The organism is Kitasatospora sp. MAA4, assembly GCF_029893355.1.
GTDB lineage: Bacteria > Actinomycetota > Actinomycetes > Streptomycetales > Streptomycetaceae > Kitasatospora.
In genome coordinates, this window is the sequence record NZ_JARZAI010000001.1 from 534,587 (window position 1) to 558,519 (window position 23,933).

Genomic DNA, 23,933 nt, shown 5'->3' on the forward strand with positions numbered 1-23,933 from the left:
GTGAAGAAAAATTCTGGACCTGTCGAAAAAGAATGGGTGGGAAAGTAGCAATGTCGAACGACGAAAAGCTCCTCGGTGTCTTCAAGAAGGTAACCGCCGACCTCGTACAGACCCGTAACCGGCTGCAGGAGCTTGAGCAGAAGAACGAGGAACCGATCGCCATCGTCGGGATGGCGTGCCGCTACCCCGGCGACGTCGAGTCGCCGGAAGACCTGTGGCGACTGGTCGCCGAGGGCACCGACGCGATCTCGTCGTTCCCGACCGGGCGCGGCTGGGCGGAGGACCTCTACGACCCGGACCCCGAGGCGAAGGGCAAGAGCTACACCCGCGAGGGCGGCTTCCTGCACGACGCCGATAAGTTCGACCCACACTTTTTCGACATGAGTCCGCGGGAAGCAGTCGGTGTGGACGCGCAGCAGCGGCTGCTGCTGGAGATCGCCTGGGAGACCTTCGAGCGGGCCGGCATCGACCCCGCCACGGTCCGGGAATCCTCCGTCGGCGTCTTCACCGGCGTGATGTACGGCGACTACGGCCTGCGGTTCCGGGACATTCCCGACGGCCACGAGGGACACCTCCTCACCGGCAGCGCCGGCAGCGTCGCCTCCGGCCGGGTCGCCTACAACCTCGGCCTGACCGGGCCCGCCGTCACCGTGGACACGGCGTGCTCCTCGTCGCTGGTGGCACTCCACCTGGCCGCGCAGGCGCTGCGCTCGGGCGAGTGCTCGATGGCGCTGGCCGGCGGCGTGACCGTGATGTCGACGCCCGGCACCTTCATCGAGTTCAGCCGCCAGCGCGGGCTGGCCCCCGACGGCCGCTCGAAGTCCTTCTCGGCGGATGCGGACGGCGTCGGCTGGGGCGAGGGCGTCGGCATGCTGCTCGTCGAGCGGCTCTCCGACGCGCAGCGCAACGGCCACAACATCCTTGCCGTGGTCCGTGGTTCGGCGATCAACCAGGACGGCGCGTCCAACGGCCTGACCGCCCCCAACGGCCCCTCGCAGCGCCGGGTGATCCGCCACGCGCTGCTGAACGCCCGGCTGACGACGGCCGACGTCGACGTGGTCGAGGCACACGGGACGGGCACCCGGCTGGGTGACCCGATCGAGGCCGACGCGCTCCTCGCCACCTACGGCCAGGACCGGCCGGCGGAACGGCCGCTGCTGCTCGGTTCGGTGAAGTCCAACATCGGCCACACCCAGGCAGCCGCCGGTGTCGCGGGCGTGATCAAGATGGTCGAGGCGATGCGGCGCGGTGTCGTGCCTCGCACGCTGCACGTCGGCGAGCCGTCGCCGGAGGTGGACTGGTCGGCGGGTGCGGTCGAGCTGCTGACCGACGCGCGCGACTGGCCGGAGACGGGTCGTCCTCGGCGGGCGGCGGTGTCCTCGTTCGGGATCAGCGGGACGAATGCGCATGTCGTGCTGGAGCAGGCGCCGGCCGAGGAGGCCGCTCCGGTCGAGGGTGTCGCTCCTGCGGTGACGCCGTGGGTGGTGTCGGGTCGGACGCCTTCCGCGTTGGCCGGGCAGGTCGAGCGGCTTCGGGACTTCGTGGCCGGGTCGGATGTGCGGCCGGTTGATGTGGGCTGGTCGCTGGCGGTGGAGCGTTCGGTGTTCGAGCACCGGGCCGTGCTGGTGGGCGACGAGACGGTGGAGGGTGTCGCCGGTTCTGGCTGGGTGGGTGTGATGTTCACCGGTCAGGGCGCTCAGCGTGCGGGCATGGGACGGGAGTTGTACGAGGCCTTCCCGGTGTTCGCGGCCGCTCTGGACGAGGTGCTCGGGCACCTGGACTCGTCGCTGCGCGACGTGATCCTCTCGGGTGAGGGTCTGGACGAGACGGGGAACACGCAGCCTGCGCTGTTCGCGGTGGAGGTTGCGCTGTTCCGCCTGGTGGAGTCGTGGGGTGTGAAGCCCGAGGTGCTGGCGGGTCACTCGATCGGTGAGATTGCCGCCGCGCATGTCGCCGGCGTGCTGTCCCTCGTGGATGCGTGCACGCTGGTGTCGGCGCGCGGTCGGCTGATGCAGGCGCTGCCGTCCGGTGGCGCGATGGTTGCCGTCGCCGCGTCGGAGGAGACGGTCCTTCCGCTGCTGTCGGACACGGTCGCCATCGCGGCCGTCAACGGGCCGACGTCCGTTGTGCTGGCGGGTGTTGAGGCTGATGTCCTGAAGGTCGCTGTCGAGCTGGGGGTGAAGTTCAAGCAGCTGTCGGTGAGTCACGCGTTCCACTCGCCTTTGATGGACCCGATGCTGGCGGACTTCCGGCAGGTCGTCTCCGGACTCACCTTCCACGCACCGCAGTTGCCGATCGTCTCGACGGTCACCGGTGAACTTGCCTCCGCGCAGGAGCTCCAGTCGGTCGAGTACTGGGTGGAGCACGTGCGCCGTCCGGTCCGCTTCGCTGATGCGGTGCGCACCATCGAGGCCCGCGGCATCGACTCGCTCCTCGAACTGGGCCCGGACGCCGTCCTGTCCGCGATGGCCGGCGACATCACCGAGCTCCCGGCCGTCCCGGCCCTGCGCAAGGGCCGCCCGGAGGCGCAGCAGCTCGTCACGGCGCTCGCTCGCCTGCACGTGACCGGTGCCCCGGTCGACTGGAAGGCGTACTACGCCAACTCCGGCGCTCAGCACGTCGACCTCCCCACCTACGCTTTCCAGCACGAGCGGTACTGGCTGCTGGCCCCGGCTCCCACCGGCGATGTGTCGTCGGCGGGTCTGTCCTCCGCCGGGCACCCGCTGCTCGGCGCTGCGGTCGAACTCGCCGACGGCGAGGGCCTGGTCCTCACCGGACGGTTGTCCCTCCCCACCCACCCCTGGCTCGCCGACCACGCCATCCTGGACACCGTGCTGCTGCCCGGCACGGCCTTCGTCGAGCTGGCCACCCAGGCCGGTGACCGCGTGGGCTGCGAGACCATCGAGGAACTGACCCTCGCCGCGCCGCTGGTCCTGCTGGAGGAGGGTGCGGTCCAGCTCCAGCTGACCGTGAGCGGTCCGGACGAGAGCGGCCGCCGCGAACTCACCGTGCACTCCCGCCCGGAGGGCGAGGACCAGCCATGGACCCAGCACGCCACCGGCACGCTGCTCGCGGCCGCCGCCGGTGCGCCCGAGGGTCTGCTGGTGTGGCCGCCGGCCGGCGCGACCGAGGTCGACGTGACGGGCGCCTATGAGCGGCTCGTCGCGCAGGGCCACGGCTACGGCCCGGCCTTCCAGGGGCTGCGCGCGGTCTGGCAGCGCGACGGCGAGCTGTTCGCCGAGGTCGCCCTGCCGGACGAACTGCGCACCGAGGCAACCCGGTTCGCCCTCCACCCGGCCCTGCTGGACGCCGCCCTGCACCCCCTGCTGCGCGGAGTCGTGGACGACGAGCGGCAGGGCGGGCTGCCGTTCTCCTGGTCCGGTGTCACGGTGCACGGTTCGGGCGCCGCCGTACTGCGCGTGCGGCTGACCCTGCTGGGCCCGGACACCCTGTCGCTGGTCGCCTGGGACGGCACCGGTGCCCCGGTGGTGACCGTGAACTCGCTGCTGTCGCGCGCCATTTCGGCCGAGGCCCTGCGTGCCGCCGGGAACGGCGGCAACGACGCACTGTTCCAGGTCGACTGGACCAGGGTGCTCACCGGTCCCGCTGCCGAGATCCCGGGCGACTGGGCTGCCCTGGACGGTGTCGACGTACTGCTTCCCGGCCTTGCCCGCGGCTACGCGGACTGGGCGGCGCTGGAAGCCGCGCTGGAGTCCGACGCCGACCAGGTCCCGGCCGTGCTGCTCGCGGCGTTCACCGCAACCGACCGCAGCCAGGACCTGGCGGCGGAGACCCGCCTCGCCACCAGGCGCGCCCTGCGGCTGGTCCAACGCTGGCTGGCCGACGCGCGGTTCGCCGACTCCAGGCTCGTCGTGCTCAGCCGCGACGCGGTGGCCACCGACCCGGCCGCCGCAGGTGACCCGGTCCTGGCTGCCGTGCGCGCTCTGGTCCGCACTGCGCAGAACGAGAACCCCGACCGCTTCGTGCTGATCGACCTCGACGGCACGTCGGCCTCGCGGCAGGCCCTGGTCGCCGCCCTCGCCACCGGCGAGCCGGACCTCGCGCTGCGGGCGGGTGACGCCTTCGCGCCCCGACTCGCCAAGGTCCCCACCGCCGCGACCGAGTCGACCCAGAGCGAGGGCGCTCGATGGGACGCCGAGGGCACCGTCCTGGTGACCGGCGCGACCGGCGACCTCGGCGGACTGCTCACCCGCCACCTGGTGACCGAGTACGGCGTCCGCCACCTGCTGCTGGTCAGCCGGCGCGGTGCTGCGGCGCCCGGCGCCGAGGAGTTGGCCACCGAACTGACCGGTCTCGGCGCGCAGGTCACGTTCGCCGCCTGCGATGTCGCCGACCGCGCGGCGCTGGCCGAGCTGCTGGCCGCCGTCCCGGCCGAGCACCCGCTGACCGCGGTCGTGCACACCGCGGGCGTGCTGGACGACGCGATCGCCGCGACGCTGACCGCCGAGCAGCTGGAGCGCGTGCTGCGGCCCAAGGTCGACGCGGCCTGGAACCTGCACGAGCTCACCCAGCACCTGGACCTCGCAGCGTTCGTCCTCTACTCCTCCTCCGCGGCGACCTTCGGTGGTCCCGGGCAGGCCAACTACGCGGCCGCCAACGGATTCCTCGATGAACTCGCCCGCTACCGCCGCTCGTTCGGCCTCCCGGCGACCTCGATCGCCTGGGGCCTGTGGGCGCAGGCCGGCGGCATCACCGACAGCCTCTCGCAGAACGACGTCACCCGGATCGCCAAGGCCGGCATGCTGCCGCTGTCCGCCGAGGACGGCATGGCGCTGTTCGACACGGTCGTCGGCTCCGGGCTCGCCTGGGCCCTGCCGACCCGCCTGGACCTCAGCGTCCTTCGCACGCTGGGCGACGGCCTGCCCGCGCTGCTGCGCGGCCTGGTGCGGGTGGCACCGAGGCGCGCCGCCGCAGCAAGCACCGGTGGCGCCGCCGCCTCGCTGGCCCAGCAGCTCGCGGGACTGAGCGACGCCGAGTGCGAGCGCCTGCTGGTCGACCTCGTCCGCGGCCATGTGGCCGCCGTCCTCGGGCACAGCGACCGCGCGGCGATCGACCGGGACCGCGCGTTCAAGGAGCTCGGGTTCGACTCGCTGACCGCCGTGGAACTGCGCAACCAGCTCAACACGGCCACCGGTCTGCGCCTCTCGGCGGCGCTGATCTTCGACTACCCGACCCCTGCCGCCATCGCGCAGCACCTGCGCGGCGAGCTGGCCGGCAGCAGCCCGGCCGCCGCTGCGGTGCCGGTGCCGCGGACGGCCGTGGACGACGATCCGATCGCGATCGTGGGCATGGCCTGCCGCCTGCCCGGCGGGGTGAGCTCGCCGGAGGACCTCTGGCGGCTGGTCTCGAACGGCGTGGACGCCATCTCCGGCTTCCCGACCGACCGCGGCTGGGACGAAGCCGGGATCTACGACCCGGACCCGGAGGCGAAGGGCAAGAGCTATGCCCGTGAGGGCGGCTTCGTCGACGGCGTCGACCGGTTCGACCCGGCCTTCTTCGGGATCTCGCCGCGGGAGGCCCTCGGGATGGACCCGCAGCAGCGCCTGCTGCTGGAGACCACCTGGGAGAGCATCGAGCAGGCCGGCATCGACCCGCTGTCGCTGCGCGGCAGCCAGACCGGCGTCTTCGTCGGCGTCAGCGGACAGGACCACGGTGGCGTGCTTGCCCAGGTCCCGGGCTACGAGGGCCAGTTGCTGACCGGAAGCGCCAACAGCATTGCCTCCGGCCGGCTTTCCTACCACCTGGGCCTGACCGGCCCGGCGCTCACGCTCGACACGGCGTGCTCCTCGTCGCTGGTGGCACTCCACCTGGCCGCTCAGGCGCTGCGCTCCGGCGAGTGCGACCTGGCCGTGGCCGGCGGCGCGCTGCTGATGTCCACCCCCACCCTGTTCGTGGAGTTCAGCCGGCAGCGCGGGCTGGCTCCGGACGGACGCTGCAAGGCGTTCTCGGCGGACGCGGACGGCACCGGCTGGGCCGAGGGCGTGGGCGTGCTGCTCGTCGAGCGGCTCTCCGACGCGCGGCGCAACGGACACCAGGTGCTCGCGGTGGTCCGCGGCACGGCGGTGAACCAGGACGGCGCGTCCAACGGGCTGATGGCTCCCAACGGTCCCTCGCAGCAGCGGGTGATCCGCCAGGCGCTGTCCGGTGCCGGACTGACCGGGGCCGACGTCGACGTGGTCGAGGCGCACGGGACGGGCACCCGGCTGGGTGACCCGATCGAGGCGGAGGCGCTGCTGGCGACCTACGGCCAGGACCACACCGCCGAACAGCCGCTGCTGCTCGGCTCGGTGAAGTCCAACATCGGCCACACCCAGCACGCCGCCGGTGCGGCGGGCGTGATCAAGATGATCATGGCGATGCGGCACGGCGTCGTGCCTCGCACGCTGCACGTCGGTGAGCCGTCCCCGATGATCGACTGGTCGGCGGGTGCGGTCGAGCTGGTGACGGAGTCCCGCGACTGGCCGGAGACCGGGCGGGCGCGGCGCGCGGCGGTGTCGTCGTTCGGCGTGAGCGGGACCAATGCGCATGTGGTGCTGGAGCAGGCGCCGGTACTCTCGGCGGTTGCTGAAGGTGTTGCTCCGGCGGTGACGCCGTGGGTGGTGTCGGGTCGCACGGCTTCTGCGCTGGCCGGGCAGGTTGAGCGGTTGCGGTCTGCGGTTTCGGGGCTGCGGCCGGTTGATGTGGGCTGCTCGCTGGCGGTGGGGCGTTCGGTGTTCGAGCACCGGGCCGTGCTGGTGGGCGATGAGACGGTGGAGGGTGTCGCGGCCGGTTCTGGTCGGGTGGGTGTGATGTTCACCGGTCAGGGAGCTCAGCGTGCGGGCATGGGCAAGGAGTTGTACGAGGCCTTCCCCGCCTTCGCCGCCGCTCTCGACGAGGTGCTCGGTCACCTGGACCCGTCGCTGCGGGAGGTGATCCTCTCCGGCACGGGCCTGGACGAGACCGGGAACACGCAGCCTGCCCTCTTCGCACTGGAGGTGGCGCTGTTCCGCCTGGTCGAGTCGTGGGGTGTGAAGCCCGAGGTGCTGGCGGGTCACTCGATCGGTGAGATCGCTGCCGCGCATGTCGCGGGCGTGCTGTCCCTGGCGGATGCGTGCACGCTGGTGTCGGCGCGCGGACGCCTGATGCAGGCACTGCCGTCCGGTGGCGCGATGGTCGCGGTCCAGGCTTCGGAGGAGACGGTCCTTCCGCTGCTGTCGGACAAGGTCGCCATCGCGGCCGTGAACGGACCAACCTCAGTCGTCCTGGCGGGTGTTGAGGTCGATGTCCTGAAGGTCGCTGGTGAGCTGGGGGTGAAGTTCAAGCAGCTGTCGGTGAGCCACGCGTTCCACTCGCCGCTGATGGACCCGATGCTGGCGGACTTCCGCCAGGTCGTCTCCGGACTCACCTTCCACGCACCGCAGTTGCCGATCGTCTCCACGGTCACCGGTGAACTCGCCTCCGCACAGGAGCTCCAGTCCGTCGACTACTGGGTCGAGCACGTGAGCCGCCCGGTCCGCTTCGCGGACGCGGTGCGCACCATCGAGGCCCGCGGTATCGACTCGCTCCTCGAACTGGGCCCGGACGCCGTCCTGTCCGCGATGGCCGCCGAGGTGACCGAGCTCCCCGCCATCCCGGCCCTGCGCAAGGGCCGCCCGGAGGCACACCAGCTGGTCACCGCCCTCGCCCGCCTCCACGTGACCGGCACGCCCGTCGACTGGCAGGCGTACTACGCCAACTCCGGTGCGCAGCACGTCGATCTGCCCACCTACGCCTTCCAGCATGAGCGGTACTGGCTGCTGGCCCCGGCGCCCACCGGCGATGTGTTGTCGGCGGGTCTGTCCTCCGCCGGGCACCCGCTGCTCGGTGCGGCGGTCGAACTCGCCGACGGTGAGGGCCTGGTCCTCACCGGACGGCTCGCGCTCTCCACTCACTCCTGGCTGGCCGATCACGCGGTCTTCGGTACTGTCCTGCTGCCCGGCACGGCCTTCGTCGAGCTGGCCACCCAGGCCGGTGACCGGGTCGGTTGCGACACCGTCGAGGAGTTGACCCTCGCCGCGCCGCTGGTCCTCTCCGAGCTTGGTGCGGTCCAGCTCCAGCTGACCGTGAGCGGCGCCGACGAGAGCGGCCGCCACGCGTTCGCGATCTTCTCCCGCCCCGAGGGCGAGGGCCGGTCCTGGACCCAGCACGCGAGCGGAGTGCTCGTCGCGACCGCGTCGGCCGCTCCCGTCGGAGACCCGATGGGCGCCTGGCCGCCGGCCGGGGCCGAGGAGATCGACCTGGCGGACGTCTACGGACGGCTGGTCGACCAGGGCTACGGCTACGGCCCGGCCTTCCAGGGCCTGTTGCGCGCCTGGCGGGTCGGTGGCGAACTGCTCGCCGAGGTCGCGCTGCCGGAGGAGCAGCGTGCCGAGGCCGACCGGTACCTCCTGCACCCCGCCCTGCTCGACGCCTCGCTGCACGTCCTGCTGCCGGGCGTGGCGGAGGCCGACGGCCGCCCGGGGCTGCCGTTCTCCTGGTCCGGGGTGACCGTGCACAGCACTGGCGCCACGGCCCTGCGGGTGCGGCTGGTCCGCACCACCGCCGAGACCGGGCTGGACGAGGTCGCGCTGGCGATCACCGACACGGTCGGAACCCCCGTGGCGACCGTGCGGTCGCTGCTCTCCCGCGAGGTCTCCGCCGAGCTGCTGCGCAGCGCGGGCGGTTCGCACCACGAGTCGCTCTTCCAGGTCGACTGGACGGCGGTGGCCACCACCACCCCGGCCGACACCGCGAGTTGGGCGGTCCTGGCCGACGAGGCCGGCGCGCTCGGCGGCCTCGCGCCGCGCAGCTACCCGGACCTGCCGGCGCTGCGTCGAGCGGTGGACGCGGGGGAGCCGGTGCCGTCCGTCGTCCTGCTGCCCCTGGCGGCCGTGGACGAGGGCACGGCTGCCGGTGACCTCGGGGAGGTCGCCCGCCGCACCACGCACCGTGCGCTGGAGCTGGCCCAGGCGTGGGTGGCGGACAGCCGGTTCGGCTCGTCCCAGCTGGTCCTGGTGACCCGGGACGCTGTGGCCGCCGACGACTCGGCTGCGCTGCGGAACCTGGCGCTGGCGGGTGCGTGGGGCCTGTTCCGCTCCGCGAGCACCGAGAACCCGGGCCGGTTCGCCCAGCTCGACCTGGACGGCTGGGACGGCTCCGACCGCTCGCGGGAGCTGGTCGCGGCTGCGCTGGCCACCGGCGAGCGCGAGTTGGTGATCCGGAACGGCGAGGCCCGGGCGCCGCGGCTGGCGAAGGTCCCGCTGGTCGCTGCCTCGGACCCGGCCTCCCCGTGGGACGCCGAGGGCACGGTGCTGGTCACCGGCGCGACCGGTGGCCTCGGTGTGCTGCTCGCCCGTCACCTGGTGACCGAGCAGGGGGTGCGCCACCTGCTGCTGGTCAGCCGGCGCGGGGGACAGGCCCCCGGCGCGGCCGAGCTGGACGCCGAGCTGACCGCGCTCGGCGCCCGGGTCACCTTCGCCGCCTGCGACGTCACCGACCGGGCGGCGGTGGCCGGGCTGCTGGCCGCCGTCCCGGCCGAGCACCCGCTGACCGCCGTCGTCCACACCGCCGGTGTGCTCGACGACAGCATCCTGGTCTCGATGACCGGCGAGCAGCTGGACGCGGTGCTGGAGCCGAAGGTGAACGCCGGCTGGATCCTGCACGAGCTGACCGCCGAGCTGGACCTGCGCGCCTTCGTGCTCTACGCGTCCGTCTCCGGCATCCTCGGCCCGCCCGGGCAGGCCAACTACGCCGCCGGCAACGCGTTCCTCAACGCGCTGGCCCAGTACCGTCGTTCGCTCGGCCTGTCGGCCACCTCGCTGGCCTGGGGCCTGTGGGACCACGGGATGATCGGTCACCTGGACGAGGCGGACCGGCGGCGTGTCGCCAAGGGCGGGGTCACTCCGATGACCGAGGCGGAGGGCATGGCGCTGTTCGACGCGGCCATCGCCGAGGACCGCAACCTGCTGGCGCCCGTCCGCTTCGACACCGCTGCGCTGCGCGCGCTCGGCGACAACCTGCCCCCGCTGCTGCGGAGTCTGGTCCGGGTGGCACCGCGCCGCGCGGCGGCCGGTGCGGCCGGCGGCGGGACGGGTGGCGCGGACAGCGCGTCCTCGCTCGCCCAGCGCCTGAGCGGTCTGAGCACCGCCGAGCGCGAGCAGGCCCTGGTGGAGCTGGTCCGCGGCGAGGTCGCCGATGTCCTGGGCCACTCCGGCCATGAGGCGATCGACCAGCAGCGCGCGTTCAACGAGCTCGGCTTCGACTCCCTCTCGGCGGTCGAACTGCGCAACCGGCTCAACGCGGTGAGCGGGCTGCGGCTGCCCGCGACCCTGGTGTTCGACTACCCGACGCCGGCCGCCGTCGCCGGCTACCTGGCGGCGGAGCTGCCCGTCCTCGGCAGCACGCCGGTCGGCTCGCTGACCGACGAGATCGACCGCCTGGAGGCCAGCCTGGCCGCCGTCCCGGAGGACCCGGAGGAGTACGAGAACGCCGCCGTCCGCCTGGAGAAGCTGCTGCTGCGGCTGCGGGAGTCGGCCGGTGCCAAGCCCATCGGCGTCTCGGAGGAGGACATCCACGCGGCCTCGGTGGACGAGCTGCTCAACATGATCGACGAAGAGTTCGACCTCGCGTGAGGTCTCGGAATATTCGGACCCATCGACGTATTCGCCCCTCGCGGCAGAGGAAAGTGACATGACGCAGGAAAGCCAGCAGGACAAGGTAGTCGACTACCTCAAGCGGGTCACCGCCGACCTCAGGCGGGCCCGGCAGCGGGTCCAGGAGCTGGAGTCCCGGGACGCCGAGCCCATCGCGATCGTCGGCATGGCCTGCCGCTACCCGGGCGGCGTCGGCTCCCCGGAGGAGCTGTGGCAGCTGGTCATGGAGGGGACCGACGCGATCTCCGGCTTCCCCACCAACCGCGGCTGGGACCAGGACCTCTACGACGCCGACCCCGAGCGCATCGGCAAGAGCTACACCCGCGAGGGCGGCTTCCTGCACGACGCCGACCGGTTCGACCCCGCCTTCTTCGGGATCTCGCCGCGCGAGGCACTGGGCATGGACCCGCAGCAGCGCCTGCTGCTGGAGACCACCTGGGAGACCTTCGAGCAGGCCGGCATCGACCCCGCTGCGATGCGCGGCCAGGACGTCGGCGTCTTCGCGGGCGTCATGTACTACGACTACGCCCCGCCGGTCCGCCAGATCCCGCAGGAGCTGGAAGGCATCCTGATGACGGGCAACGCCGGCAGCGTCATCTCCGGCCGGCTCGCCTACTCCTTCGGCCTGACCGGTCCGACGGTGACGCTGGACACGGCGTGCTCCTCGTCGCTGGTGGCACTCCACCTGGCGGCCCAGGCGGTGCGCGCGGGCGAGTGCTCGATGGCACTGGCGGGCGGTGTCGCGGTCATGCACACCCCGAGCACGTTCGTGGAGTTCAGCCGGCAGCGCGGACTGTCGGCGGACGGCCGCTGCAAGTCCTTCTCGGCGGACGCGGACGGCGTCGGCTGGGGTGAGGGCGTCGGCATGCTGCTCGTCGAGCGGCTCTCCGACGCGCAGCGCAACGGCCACAACATCCTTGCCGTGCTGCGTGGTTCGGCGGTCAACCAGGACGGCGCATCCAACGGCCTGACCGCCCCCAACGGTCCCGCGCAGCAGCGGGTGATCCGCCAGGCGCTGGCCAACGCGCGGCTGCGGCCGGCCGAGGTCGACGTGCTGGAGGCGCACGGGACGGGCACTCGGCTGGGTGACCCGATCGAGGCCGACGCCCTGCTCGCCACCTACGGGCGCCAGCGGGACGGCCAGGAGCCGCTGTGGCTGGGCTCGTTGAAGTCCAACATCGGCCACACCCAGGCCGCCGCAGGCGTCGGTGGCGTGATCAAGATGATCATGGCGATGCGGCACGGCGTCGCACCGATGACCCTGCACGCCGGCGAGCCCTCGCCGGAGGTGGACTGGTCGGCTGGCGCGGTCGAGCTGCTGACGGAGGCCCGGCCGTGGCCGGAGACCGGGCGGCCCCGGCGGGCGGCGGTGTCGTCGTTCGGCGTGAGCGGGACGAATGCGCATGTGGTGCTGGAGCAGGCGCCGGTGGTCTCGGCGGTTGCTGAAGGTGTTGCTCCGGTGGTGACGCCGTGGGTGGTGTCGGGTCGGACTGCGGGTGCGCTTCAGGGGCAGGTTGAGCGGTTGCGGTCTGCGGTTGTGGGGCTGCGGCCGGTTGATGTGGGTTGGTCGCTGGCGGTGGGGCGTTCGGTGTTCGAGCACCGGGCCGTGCTGCTGGGCGACGAGACGGTCGAGGGCGTCGCAGGCTCTGGCCGGGTGGCGGTGATGTTCACCGGTCAGGGCGCTCAGCGTGCGGGCATGGGACGGGAGTTGTACGAGGCCTTCCCCGCCTTCGCCGCTGCCCTCGACGAGGTGCTCGGTCACCTGGACCCGTCGCTGCGCGAGGTGATCCTCTCCGGCGCGGGCCTGGACGAGACGGCGAACACGCAGCCAGCCCTCTTCGCACTTGAGGTGGCACTCTTCCGCCTGGTCCAGTCCTGGGGCATCAAGCCCGAGGTCCTGGCCGGCCACTCGATCGGTGAGATCGCCGCCGCGCACATCGCCGGCGTCCTCTCCCTCACGGACGCGTGCACGCTGGTGTCGGCACGCGGACGCCTGATGCAGGCCCTGCCCGCCGGTGGCGCGATGGTCGCGGTCCAGGCGTCGGAGGAGACAGTCCTTCCGCTGCTGTCGGACAAGGTCGCCATCGCGGCCGTGAACGGACCAACCTCCGTCGTCCTGGCGGGTGTTGAGGACTATGTCCTGAAGGTTGCCGCCGAGCTGGGGGTGAAGTTCAAGCAGCTGTCGGTGAGCCACGCGTTCCACTCGCCTTTGATGGACCCGATGCTGGCCGACTTCCGCCAGGTCGTCTCCGAACTGACCTTCCACGTACCGCAGTTCCCGATCATCTCGACAGTGACCGGTGAACTCGCCTCCGCGCAGGAGCTCCAGTCCGTCGACTACTGGGTCGAGCATGTCCGCCGCCCGGTCCGCTTCGCTGACGCGGTGCGCACCATCGAGGCCCGCGGCATCGACTCGCTCCTCGAACTGGGCCCGGACGCCGTCCTGTCCGCGATGGCCGCCGAGGTCACCGAGCTCCCCGCCATCCCCGCCCTGCGCAAGGGCCGCCCGGAGGCACACCAGCTGGTCACCGCCCTCGCCCGCCTGCACGTGACCGGTACCCCGGTCGACTGGCAGGCCTACTACGCCAACTCCGGCGCCCAGCACGTCGACCTCCCCACCTACGCCTTCCAGCACGAGAACTACTGGCTGGTGACGGAGGCCGGAGCTGGCGACGTGTCCTCGGCGGGTCTGTCCTCCGCCGGGCACCCGCTGCTCGGCGCTGCGGTCGAACTCGCCGACGGCGAGGGCCTGGTCCTCACCGGACGGCTTTCCCTCCCCACTCACTCCTGGCTCGCCGACCACGCCATCCTGGACACCGTGCTGCTGCCCGGCACGGCCTTCGTCGAGCTGGTCACCCAGGCCGGTGACCGCGTGGGCTGCAACACCGTCGAGGAACTGACCCTCGCCGCCCCGCTCGTCCTCTCCGAGCTCGGTGCGGTCCAGCTCCAGCTGACCGTGAGCGGTCCGGACGAGAGCGGCCGGCGCGAACTCACCGTGCACTCCCGCCCGGAGGGCGAGGACCAGCCGTGGGTGCGCCATGCCACTGCCGTCCTGGCCACCGCCGAGCCGGCCCCGGCCGCCGACCTCACCGTCTGGCCGCCGACCGGCGCGACCGTGGTCGACGTGACGGCCGCCTACGAGCGCCTCGCAGCGCAGGGCTACGCCTACGGCCCGGCGTTCCAGGGCCTGCGTGCGGTCTGGCAGCGCGACGGCGAGCTGTTCGCCGAGGTCGCCCTGCCGGACGAACTGCACACCGAGGCCGACCAGTTCACCCTCCACCCGGCCCTCCTGGACGCCGCCCTGCAGACCGTCCTGCTCACCGGGACCACCGACACGGACGCGGACGCCGCCGCCGTCACGCTCTCCTGGTCCGGGGTGAGCATCCAGGCAGCAGGTGCGTCCGTGCTGCGGGCCCGCTTCACCCCGACTGCCGACGGCGCGATGAGCGCGTACCTCGCGGACGGCCAGGGCGTGCTGGTGGCCGGCGTCGAGTCGCTGACCTGGCGGCCCGTGCAGGCGGGCGAGCTGCGCGCTGCGGGCTCGCGGTCGCTGGAGGGTCTCCTCCAGCTGGACTGGCTGCCCGTTCCGGCGGCCCCGCAGCCGGCCGAGGCGGCCGCACTCGCGGGCACCCCCGTCGTCCGGTCGGCCCAGGAACTCACCGAGCTGCTCGGGCAGTCGGGTGACCTCCCGCCGTTCGTGGTGGCCGCCCTGTCGACCCCCGCGACCGACTCGTCCACCTCGTCCACCTCGTCCGCGGCGTTCCCCGACGCCGTCCGGGCCGCGACCCGGCACGCCCTGGACCTGCTCCAGACCTGGCTGGCCGACGAGCGGTCCGCCGCGACGAAGCTGGTCGTGGTGACCGAGAGCGCCGTCGCCGACGCCCCGGCCTCCGGGCCGCGCGACCTGGCGTCCGCGGCGGTCTGGGGCCTGCTGCGCTCGGCGCAGAGCGAGAACCCGGGCCGGATCGTCCTGTTGGACCTGGACGGTGGTGAGTTGAAGCACGCTGCCACGCTCACTACCACCCTCGCCGCCACCCTCGCGTCCGTGCTCGCCACCGACGAGCCGCAGCTGGCCCTGCGCGCCGGCACCCTGCTGGTCCCGCGGCTGGTCCGGGCGGCGGCGTCGTCGTCGGTCGAGCTGCCCGCGGGTCGGTTCGGCCCCGAGGGCACGGTGCTGGTCACCGGCGCGACCGGTGTGCTCGGCGCCCTGCTGGCCCGTCACCTGGTCACCGAGCACGGTGTCGGCCACCTGCTGCTGACCAGTCGCCGCGGTGCTGCGGCGCCGGGTGCCGAGGAGTTGGACGCCGAGCTGACCGCCCTGGGCGCGCACGTCACCTTCGCCGCGTGCGATGCGGCCGACCGTGCGGCGCTGGCCGGGCTGCTGGCCGCGATCCCGGCCGAGCAGCCGCTGACCGCCGTCGTCCACACCGCCGGTGTGCTCGACGACGGCGTGGTGCACAGCCTCAGCGCCGAGCAGCTGGACCGCGTACTGCGGCCCAAGGTCGACGCCGCCTGGCACCTGCACGAGCTCACCGCCGACCTGGACCTGTCCGCCTTCGTCCTGTACTCCTCGATCTCCGGCCTGCTCGGCGGTGCCGGCCAGGGCAACTACGCGGCGGCCAACACCTTCCTCGACGCACTTGCCGGGCAGCGCCGCGCGGCCGGGCTCCCGGCGCTCTCGCTCGCCTGGGGCGCGTGGGGCGGGGGCGGCATGGCGGGCGAGCTGACCGACGCCGACGTGGCCCGACTGCGCCGCACCGGCATCATCCCGCTGGCGCCCGAGCAGGGCCTGGCGCTGTTCGACGCGGCCGTCGCCCACCCGGACCGCGCCGTGCTCGCGCCTGCGCCGTTCGACACCGCGGTGCTCGCCGAGCAGCCCGAAGTACTGCCCTCGATGCTGCGGGCCCTGGTGCCCTCGGCCGGGCGACGGGCCGCCGCAGGCGGCACGGGCGGCACGGACGCGCTGCCCGCGCGACTGGCCGGCCTGACCGCCGACGAGCAGCTGCACGAGCTCACCGAGCTGGTCCGGGCGCAGGTCGCGCGGGTCCTCGGACACGCGGGCGTCGAGAGCGTGGCGCAGGACCGGGCGTTCAAGGAGATCGGCTTCGACTCGCTGACCTCGATCGACCTGCGGAACCGGCTGAACGCCGCGACCGGCCTGCGCCTGCCCGCCGCCCTGGTCTTCGACCACCCGACCCCCGCCGCGGTCGCGGAGTTCCTCCGCGCGGAACTGCTCCCGCAGCTCGGCGCGGCGGCCGAGACGGCCGTGGACCCGCAGGAGCGCGAGTTGCGCGCGCTGCTGGCCGAGATCCCGCTGGAGCGGGTGCGCCGGGCGGGGCTGCTGGACGTGCTGCTCCAGCTCGCCGACCCGGATGCGCAGATCGCGGGCGGTGCCGGGCGGAGTGCCGCTGCCGCTGCGAGCGCCGCGGGCAACGCCCTCGACGCGATCGACGACATGGACGCCGAAAGCCTGCTGCTGATGGCGGCCACCGCCTCGGACGAGTGATGGCAATCGCCGAGACGACTGCCGGAAAGAGTTCTCGATGACTACGAACGAACAGTTTGTCGCCGCTCTGCGGTCCTCCCTCAAGGAGGTGGAGCGCCTGAAGCAGCAGAACCAGCAGCTGGTCGCCGCCACCCTGGAGCCGATCGCGATCGTCGGCATGGCGTGCCGCTTCCCGGGCGGGGTCGGATCGCCGGATGACCTGTGGCGCCTGGTGTCCGAGGGCGTCGACGCGGTCGGCCCGTTCCCGGACGACCGCGGCTGGCCGGCGGACCTGTACCACCCCGATCCGGCCAAGTCCGGTACGACGTACGCTCGCGAGGGCGGCTTCCTGTACGAGGCCGACCGGTTCGACGCCGCGTTCTTCAGGATCTCGCCGCGTGAGGCGCTGGCGATGGACCCCCAGCAGCGGCTGCTGCTGGAGACCGCCTGGGAGACCTTCGAGCGGGCCGGCATCGACCCGCTGTCGCTGCGCGGCAGCCGGACCGGCGTCTTCGTCGGCGGCAACGGCCAGGACTACCCGCTGCTCCTCACCGACCCGCCGAAGGAGGTCGAGGGGCTGCTGATCACGGGCAACGCGGCGAGCGTCGCGTCCGGCCGGATCTCCTACACGCTGGGCCTCACCGGCCCGGCGGTCACGCTGGACACGGCCTGCTCCTCGTCGCTGGTGGCCCTGCACCTCGCCGTGCAGGCACTGCGGGCGGGTGACTGCTCGCTGGCACTCGCGGCCGGCGTGACGGTGATGTCGACGCCCTCGGGCTACATCGAGTTCAGCCGCCAGCGCGGCCTGGCACCGGACAGCCGGTGCAAGGCCTTCTCGGCGGACGCGGACGGCGTCGGCTGGGGCGAGGGCGTCGGGATGCTGCTGGTCGAGCGGCTCTCCGACGCGCGCCGCAACGGGCACCAGGTGCTCGCGGTGGTCCGCGGCACCGCCGTCAACCAGGACGGCGCGTCCAACGGTCTCACCGCCCCCAACGGCCCCGCGCAGCAGCGCGTCATCCGCGACGCGCTGGCCAGCGCCCGGCTCTCGGCCGCCGACGTGGACGCGGTCGAGGCGCACGGCACCGGCACGCCGCTGGGTGACCCGATCGAGGCCGACGCGCTGCTCGCCACCTATGGCAGGGAGCGCGGTGAGAGCGGTCCGCTGTGGCTGGGCTCGGTGAAGTCGAACATCGGCCACACCCAGGCGGCTGCCGGCGTCGCGGGCGTCATCAAGATGGTCGAGGCGATGCGGCACGGTGTCCTGCCGAGCACGCTGCACGCGGACGAACCCACGACCGAGGTGGACTGGTCGGCAGGTGCGGTGCAGCTGCTGACGGAGGCTCGGCCGTGGCCGGAGACGGGTCGTCCGCGGCGGGCTGCGGTCTCCGCGTTCGGGATCAGCGGGACGAATGCGCATGTGGTGCTGGAGCAGGCGCCGGTGCTCTCGGCGGTTGCTGAAGGTGTTGCTCCGGTGGTGACGCCGTGGGTGGTGTCGGGTCGGACTTCGGGTGCGCTTCAGGGGCAGGTCGAGCGGTTGCGGTCTGCGGTTTCGGAGCTGCGGCCGGTTGACGTCGGCTGGTCGCTGGCGGTGGGGCGTTCGGTGTTCGAACACCGGGCCGTGCTGCTGGGCGACGAGACGGTGGAGGGTATCGCGGCCGGCTCTGGTCGGGTGGCGGTGATGTTCACCGGTCAGGGCGCTCAGCGTGCGGGCATGGGACGGGAGTTGTACGAGGCCTTCCCCGCCTTCGCCGCCGCTCTCGACGAGGTGCTCGGTCACCTGGACCCGTCGCTGCGCGAGGTGATCCTCTCCGGCACGGGCCTGGACGAGACCGGGAACACGCAGCCTGCCCTCTTCGCACTGGAGGTGGCCCTGTTCCGCCTGGTCGAGTCCTGGGGCATCAAGCCCGACGTCCTGGCAGGTCACTCGATCGGCGAGATCGCCGCCGCGCACATCGCCGGCATCCTCTCTCTCACGGATGCGTGCACGCTGGTGTCGGCACGCGGACGCCTGATGCAGGCGCTGCCGGCCGGTGGCGCGATGGTCGCGGTCGCCGCCTCCGAGGAGACGGTCCTTCCGATGCTCTCGGACACGGTCGCCATCGCCGCCGTCAACGGGCCGGCGTCCGTCGTCCTGGCGGGTGTTGAGGTCGACGTCCTGAAGGCCGCTGTCGAGCTGGGGGTGAAGTTCAAGCAGCTGTCGGTGAGTCACGCGTTCCACTCACCGCTGATGGACCCGATGCTCGCCGACTTCCGCCAGGTCGTCTCCGAACTCACCTTCCACGCACCGCAGTTCCCGATCGTCTCGACGGTCACCGGTGAACTCGCCTCCGCACAGGAGCTCCAGTCCGTCGACTACTGGGTCGAGCACGTCCGGCGCCCGGTCCGCTTCGCCGACGCCGTCCGCACCATCGAGGCCCGCGGCATCGACTCGCTCCTCGAACTGGGCCCGGACGCCGTCCTGTCCGCGATGGCCGGCGACATCACCGAGCTCCCGGCCGTCCCCGCCCTGCGCAAGGGCCGCCCGGAGGCGCAGCAGCTCGTCACCGCGCTCGCCCGCCTCCACGTGACCGGCACCCCCGTTGACTGGCAGGCCTACTACGCCAACTCCGGCGCCCAGCACGTCGACCTGCCCACCTACGCCTTCCAGCACCGCCGCTTCTGGCCCGAGGTGCATGACAGCAGCTCTCGCCGTACCGTGAGTGCCCGGCCTGACGAGCACGCTGACGAGCACCCCGTGGAGCAGTCCACCGGGCCCGCCCTCGCGGAGCTCACCGGCGCCGAACGGCTCGCAGCGTTTCGGACGCTGGTCGCGACCAAGGTCTCGGCGGTTCTCGGCCACACGGGGGAGGACACGGTCGAGCTCGAGCAGAGCTTCACCGAGCTGGGACTCAACTCCATCACGGCCGTCGAGCTCCGGGACCGGCTGCTGGCGGCGACCGGGCTTCGGCTGAGCGCCGCCGATGTCTTCGACCACCCGAGCGTGTCGGCTCTCGCGGACCGCCTGGCCAACGCTCTCCCGCTGCCCTCAACCCCTACCCCTACTCCTACCCCCACTCCCGGTCGGTCGGACGCCTTCGTCCAGCTGTTCCAGCAGGCGTGCGTCGCCGGGCGGGCACCGGAGGGCATCCGCTTCCTCGCCGCCGCCTCCCGTCTGCGCGCCGGGGCCACGACCCCCGCGCGCAGGGCGGCTGACGTGCCCGTCAGGTTCTCCGCTGCCGAGGGATCCGGTCCGCTGCTGGTCTGCCTGCCGTCCTTCGTGGCGCCGGCCAGCCCGCTCCAGTTCGCCCGGTTCGCCGCCGCGCTGCCCGGTGAACAGGCGGCGGTGGCACACCACTTGCCAGGTTATGGGGACGGCGAGAGCCTGCCCGACACGCTGGACGAGGCGGTCCGGTGGCAGGCGGATGCGGTCCGCCGCACGGTGGGCTCGCGGCCGTTCGTGCTGCTCGGCTACTCCTCCGGCGGTTGGCTTGCTCATGCGGTCGCCGGCGCGTTGGCGGCGGACGGCCGGCCGGCGGCCGGGGTGGTGCTGCTCGACACCTACCTGCCGGGGGATCGCGAGACCGCCGAGCTCCAGACCTCGCTGTTCCGGGAGTTGGCGGTCCGGCCCGAGCTGGTCGGGATGGTGGACGACACCAAGCTGCTGGCGATGGGCCGGTACCTGGAGCTCTTCGAGGACTGGACGCCGGAGGTGACGGCGACCCCCACCCTGCTGGTGCGTGCCGGCGACCTCCTCGCCCCCCGTGACCAGGGGGCCGACGCCGCCCGTACCGGCTGGCCGCTCCCGCACACCGAGGTGGTCACGGCTGGCAGCCATCTCAGCGTGATCGAGGAGTTCGCCGACACCACTGCCAAGGCCGTGGATGTCTGGCTGGCCGACCTCGGATGAGCGCCCCGAGTCCTTCCCCACGCAAACCCACTGACGAAGAGGACCTTCCCTTGTCCACTGCACCACCGACCGTCGCGACGCTCACCGCAGGCGGCGTCGACCTGCTCAGCTGGCGGTTCGTCCAGGACCCGTACGCGACCTATCAGGACCTGCGCGACGCGGGGACCGTCCGCCGGCACGTGGTCAAGACGCTGGCCACGGAGTTGAACGCCTGGGTGGTGACCGACTACGACAACGGCCGTGCCCTGCTGACCGATCCGCGCCTGTCGAAGGACGCGGTGAACCTGCCGGCGATCGTGAACGCCCGGGCCGTGGACCCGAACACCTCGGCACCCGAGCACCCGCGCAGCATGCTGTTCAGCGACCCGCCGGAGCACACCCGGCTGCGCAAGCTGATCGGCAAGGCGTTCACCATGCGCCGGGTGGAGCGGATGCGCGAGTGGATCGAGCAGACCACCGATGAGCTGCTCGACCAAGTCATCACTCCAGGTGAGGAGTTCGACCTGGTCGAGGAGATCGCGCTGGCCCTGCCGATCTACGTGATCGGCAACCTGCTCGGGGTGCCCGCCGAGCGGTTCGGCGACTTCAAGGCCTGGAGCGGCGCGCTGGCGAGCGTGGACATCTCCGCCGAGGAGAAGCAGCGGGCGATCGGCCAGGCGTTCGGCTATCTTGGGCAGTTGATCCAGGAGAAGCGGGCGAACCCCGGTGAGGACATGGTCTCCGCGCTCATCGAGGCGGACGACGACGGGGTGCGGCTGACCGACACCGAGCTGATGTCGACCATCTTCCTGGTGATGAACGCCGGTTACGAGACGACGGCGAACATGATCAGCAGCGGCGTGCTCGCGCTGCTCCAGCACCCGGAGCAGCTGGCGCTGCTCCGCTCGGATCTGTCGCTGCTGCCCGGCGCGGTCGAGGAGTTCCTGCGGTACGAGAGCCCGCTGAACCTGTCCACGATCCGGTTCACCACCAGCCCGGTGCAGGTGGGCGAGGTCACCATCCCGGAGAACGAGATCGTCTTCGTCGCGCTGATGTCGGCGAACCGGGATCCCGCGAGGTTCGCCGATCCGAACCGGCTGGACGTGACCCGGACGTCCAACGCGCACCTGTCCTTCGGGCACGGGGTCCACCACTGCCTGGGTGCCCCGCTCGCCCGCCTGGAGGGCGAGATCGTCTTCCGGAAGCTGCTGGAGCGCTTCCCGGACTGGGAGTTGGCCGCCGAGCCGGCTGCTCTCAGGTGGCGCTACACGGCGCAGTTCCGCGGGCTGGAGACACTCCCGGTCCGCCTGACCTGAGCGAACAACCACCCCTCACACAGTCACATCACCGAACACCGAACACTGAACACCGAAAGAGGAGTACTGACATGGGCGTTGGCAAGGACGTGGTGAACCGGTTCTTCGAGGCCGGCCTGCGCGACGACATCCAGGCGGCGGCGGACTGCTTCGCACCGGACGCCCGCTGGATCATGGCGGAGGGCGCCGAGCCCGGCACCACCTACACCAAGGCCGAGATCCCGGCCTTCCTGGAGAAGATCATCGGCCTCCGCAAGGAGTACGAGGCGAAGGGAATCACGCTGGAGTACGGCGAGTTGCTGGAGGTCCAGGACCGCGTCGTCCTGGAGTTCTCCGTGCTCTCCCCGGAGGGGAAGGTCCTGGACCGCGCCGTGGACCTCTTCACCATCCAGGACGGCCTGATCGCCGTGAAGGACGTGTTCCGCAAGGCGTAGCGGCCGGGCGGGCGGCCCGCTCTGCGGAGCGGGCCGCCCGCTCGAACCACCAGTCAGCTCAGCTCAATTGAAAGGCCGTCAGAACACCATGACCGCAGCACTGTTCGCCGACGATCCATGGATCCGGAGCTACCACCCCGCCCCGGACGCCGCCGTGCGCCTGCTCTGCTTCCCGCACGCCGGCGGCTCGGCCAGCTTCTTCTTCCCGGTCTCCCGCGAACTGTCGCCGGACGTCGACGTGTTGGCCGTCCAGTACCCCGGCCGGCAGGACCGCCGCGCCGAGCCGATCGTGACAGACATCGGCCTCCTCGCCGACCAGGTGCTCGAGCGGCTGGTCGCCGTGTCCGACGACCGTCCGCTGGCGCTGTTCGGACACAGCATGGGCTCGCTGGTGGCCTTCGAGGTGGCCGGGCGGCTCCGGGCGCGCGGCGTCCGCCTCGCCGCGCTGATCGTCTCCGGGCGCCGGGCCCCGCATCTGCAGCGCGCGGACAACGTCCACCAGCGGTCGGACGACGGCCTGGTGGCGGAGTTGAAGGCGCTGAGCGGCACCGACTCCGGGCTGCTCGGTGACGACGAGATCCTGCGGATGATCCTGCCCGCGATCCGCGGCGACTACCAGGCGGTGGAGACCTACCGCTACCAGGCCTCGCCCGCCCTGGAGTGCCCGGTGCTCGCACTGGTCGGCGACAGCGACCCGCGGGTGGACGTCGACGGGGTGCGGGAGTGGGAGCAGCACGCGGCCGGAGAGTTCGAGCTCAGCGTGCTGCCCGGCGGTCACTTCTATCTCGCCCGCGAGCAGGCGTCGGTGCTCGCGGCGATCCGCGCGCGCATCGGCGTGCTGCCCGTGGCGGGGTGACGAGGGACCGTGATCGAGGAACTGCTTCCGGCGGACGTCGCGGCCGAGGAAGCCTACGACGATCTGCCGGACTCCGTGCTCTACGAGCAGGAGATGGCCCTGGTGGCCGATGCGGTCGAGCAGCGCCGGCGGGAGTTCGCGACGGTGCGCGGCTGCGCCCGCACGGCGCTGGCCCGGCTCGGGGTCGAGCCCGCGCCGATCCTGCCGGGTCGGCGCGGCGCGCCGACCTGGCCGCAGGGCGTCGTCGGCAGTATGACGCACTGCGCCGGCTACCGGGCGGCCGCGCTGGCCCGGGCCGACCGGCTGACCGTGATCGGCATCGACGCGGAACCCAACCAGCCGATCGCCAGCCGGGGCGCGCTCGAGCTGGTGACCGTGGAACAGGAGCGTCAGTGGCTCGCCCGGCTGGCCGCGGACCGTCCGGAAGTCAGCTGGGACCGGCTGGTGTTCAGCGCCAAGGAGAGCGTCTACAAGGTCTGGTATCCGCTCACCGGCCGCTCGTTGGAGTTCGAGGACGCGGTGGTCACCGTGGACCCGGATGCCGGCACTTTCCACGCACGCCTGCTGGTGCCGGGACCGACGGTGGCCGGCGCCCGGCTGACCGCCCTGCGGGGCCGCTGGACGACCGGGCGCGGGCTGGTGATCACCGCGATCGCGCTGCCGGCCCACCACCTGGACTGCGCCCGTACCACCGCAGTACCGCACTACCGATAACGAACGACGAGGAGTACCTGAGAGATGTCCGTTCCCGATGGGATCGCTGACGGGTCGGCCGATACTCGTGGCCGGGTCGCCGAGTTGCACGAGCTGCGTGAGCAGGTGCGGCGCGGCCCGAGCGAGAAGGCGACCGAGGCGCAGCACGCCAAGGGGAAGTTGACGGCGCGTGAGCGGATCGATCTGCTGCTGGATGCGGGGTCGTTCCACGAGGTGGAGCCGCTGCGTCGGCACCGGGCGACGGGTTTCGGGCTGGAGGCGAAGAAGCCGCACACCGATGGTGTGATCGTCGGGTGGGGCACGGTGAACGGCCGGACGGTGTTCACCTACGCGCACGACTTCCGGATCTTCGGCGGCGCGTTGGGTGAGGCTCATGCGCAGAAGATCCACAAGATCATGGATATGGCGATCGCCGCGGGTGCGCCGCTGGTGTCGCTGAACGACGGTGCCGGCGCCCGGATCCAGGAGGGTGTCACGGCGCTGGCCGGCTACGGCGGCATCTTCCAGCGCAACACCCGCGCCTCGGGCGTGATCCCGCAGATCTCGGTGATGCTGGGCCCGTGCGCCGGCGGCGCCGCCTACAGCCCCGCGCT

8 protein-coding genes are annotated in these 23,933 nt (G+C 72.3%); all 8 read left to right on the top strand.

The annotated features are described in order from the left end of the window. The first annotated feature begins 50 nt into the window (after positions 1 to 50). A complete protein-coding gene (locus P3T37_RS02345; RefSeq protein ID WP_280721666.1) occupies positions 51 to 10,649 on the top strand; it encodes a type I polyketide synthase in 10,599 nt (3,532 codons plus the stop codon). Positions 10,650 to 10,707: 58 nt separating this feature from the next. After that, positions 10,708 to 16,176: a type I polyketide synthase gene (locus tag P3T37_RS02350; RefSeq protein WP_280721667.1), complete on the top strand. Its 5,469-nt coding sequence runs from the start codon at positions 10,708 to 10,710 to the stop codon at positions 16,174 to 16,176. Positions 16,177 to 16,213: 37 nt separating this feature from the next. Then, entirely contained in the window at positions 16,214 to 20,041 is a 3,828-nt protein-coding gene (locus P3T37_RS02355) for an alpha/beta fold hydrolase (protein WP_280721668.1), read from the top strand. 50 nt (positions 20,042 to 20,091) lie between these two features. After that, complete coding sequence (locus tag P3T37_RS02360) at positions 20,092 to 21,336, top strand: cytochrome P450 (RefSeq protein WP_280721669.1); 1,245 nt, start codon at positions 20,092 to 20,094, stop codon at positions 21,334 to 21,336. Between the two features lie 71 nt (positions 21,337 to 21,407). Then, positions 21,408 to 21,770 carry a nuclear transport factor 2 family protein gene (locus tag P3T37_RS02365; protein WP_280721670.1) on the top strand — a complete coding sequence of 121 codons (363 nt, stop codon included), beginning with the start codon at positions 21,408 to 21,410 and terminating at the stop codon, positions 21,768 to 21,770. A gap of 88 nt (positions 21,771 to 21,858) precedes the next feature. Further along, complete coding sequence (locus tag P3T37_RS02370) at positions 21,859 to 22,626, top strand: alpha/beta fold hydrolase (protein ID WP_280721671.1); 768 nt, start codon at positions 21,859 to 21,861, stop codon at positions 22,624 to 22,626. Positions 22,627 to 22,635: 9 nt separating this feature from the next. Beyond that, a complete protein-coding gene (locus tag P3T37_RS02375) occupies positions 22,636 to 23,340 on the top strand; it encodes a 4'-phosphopantetheinyl transferase superfamily protein (protein WP_280721672.1) in 705 nt (234 codons plus the stop codon). A gap of 24 nt (positions 23,341 to 23,364) precedes the next feature. Next, positions 23,365 to 23,933: carboxyl transferase domain-containing protein (locus tag P3T37_RS02380; RefSeq protein ID WP_280721673.1), on the top strand; the 569-nt coding region annotated here is incomplete at its 3' end.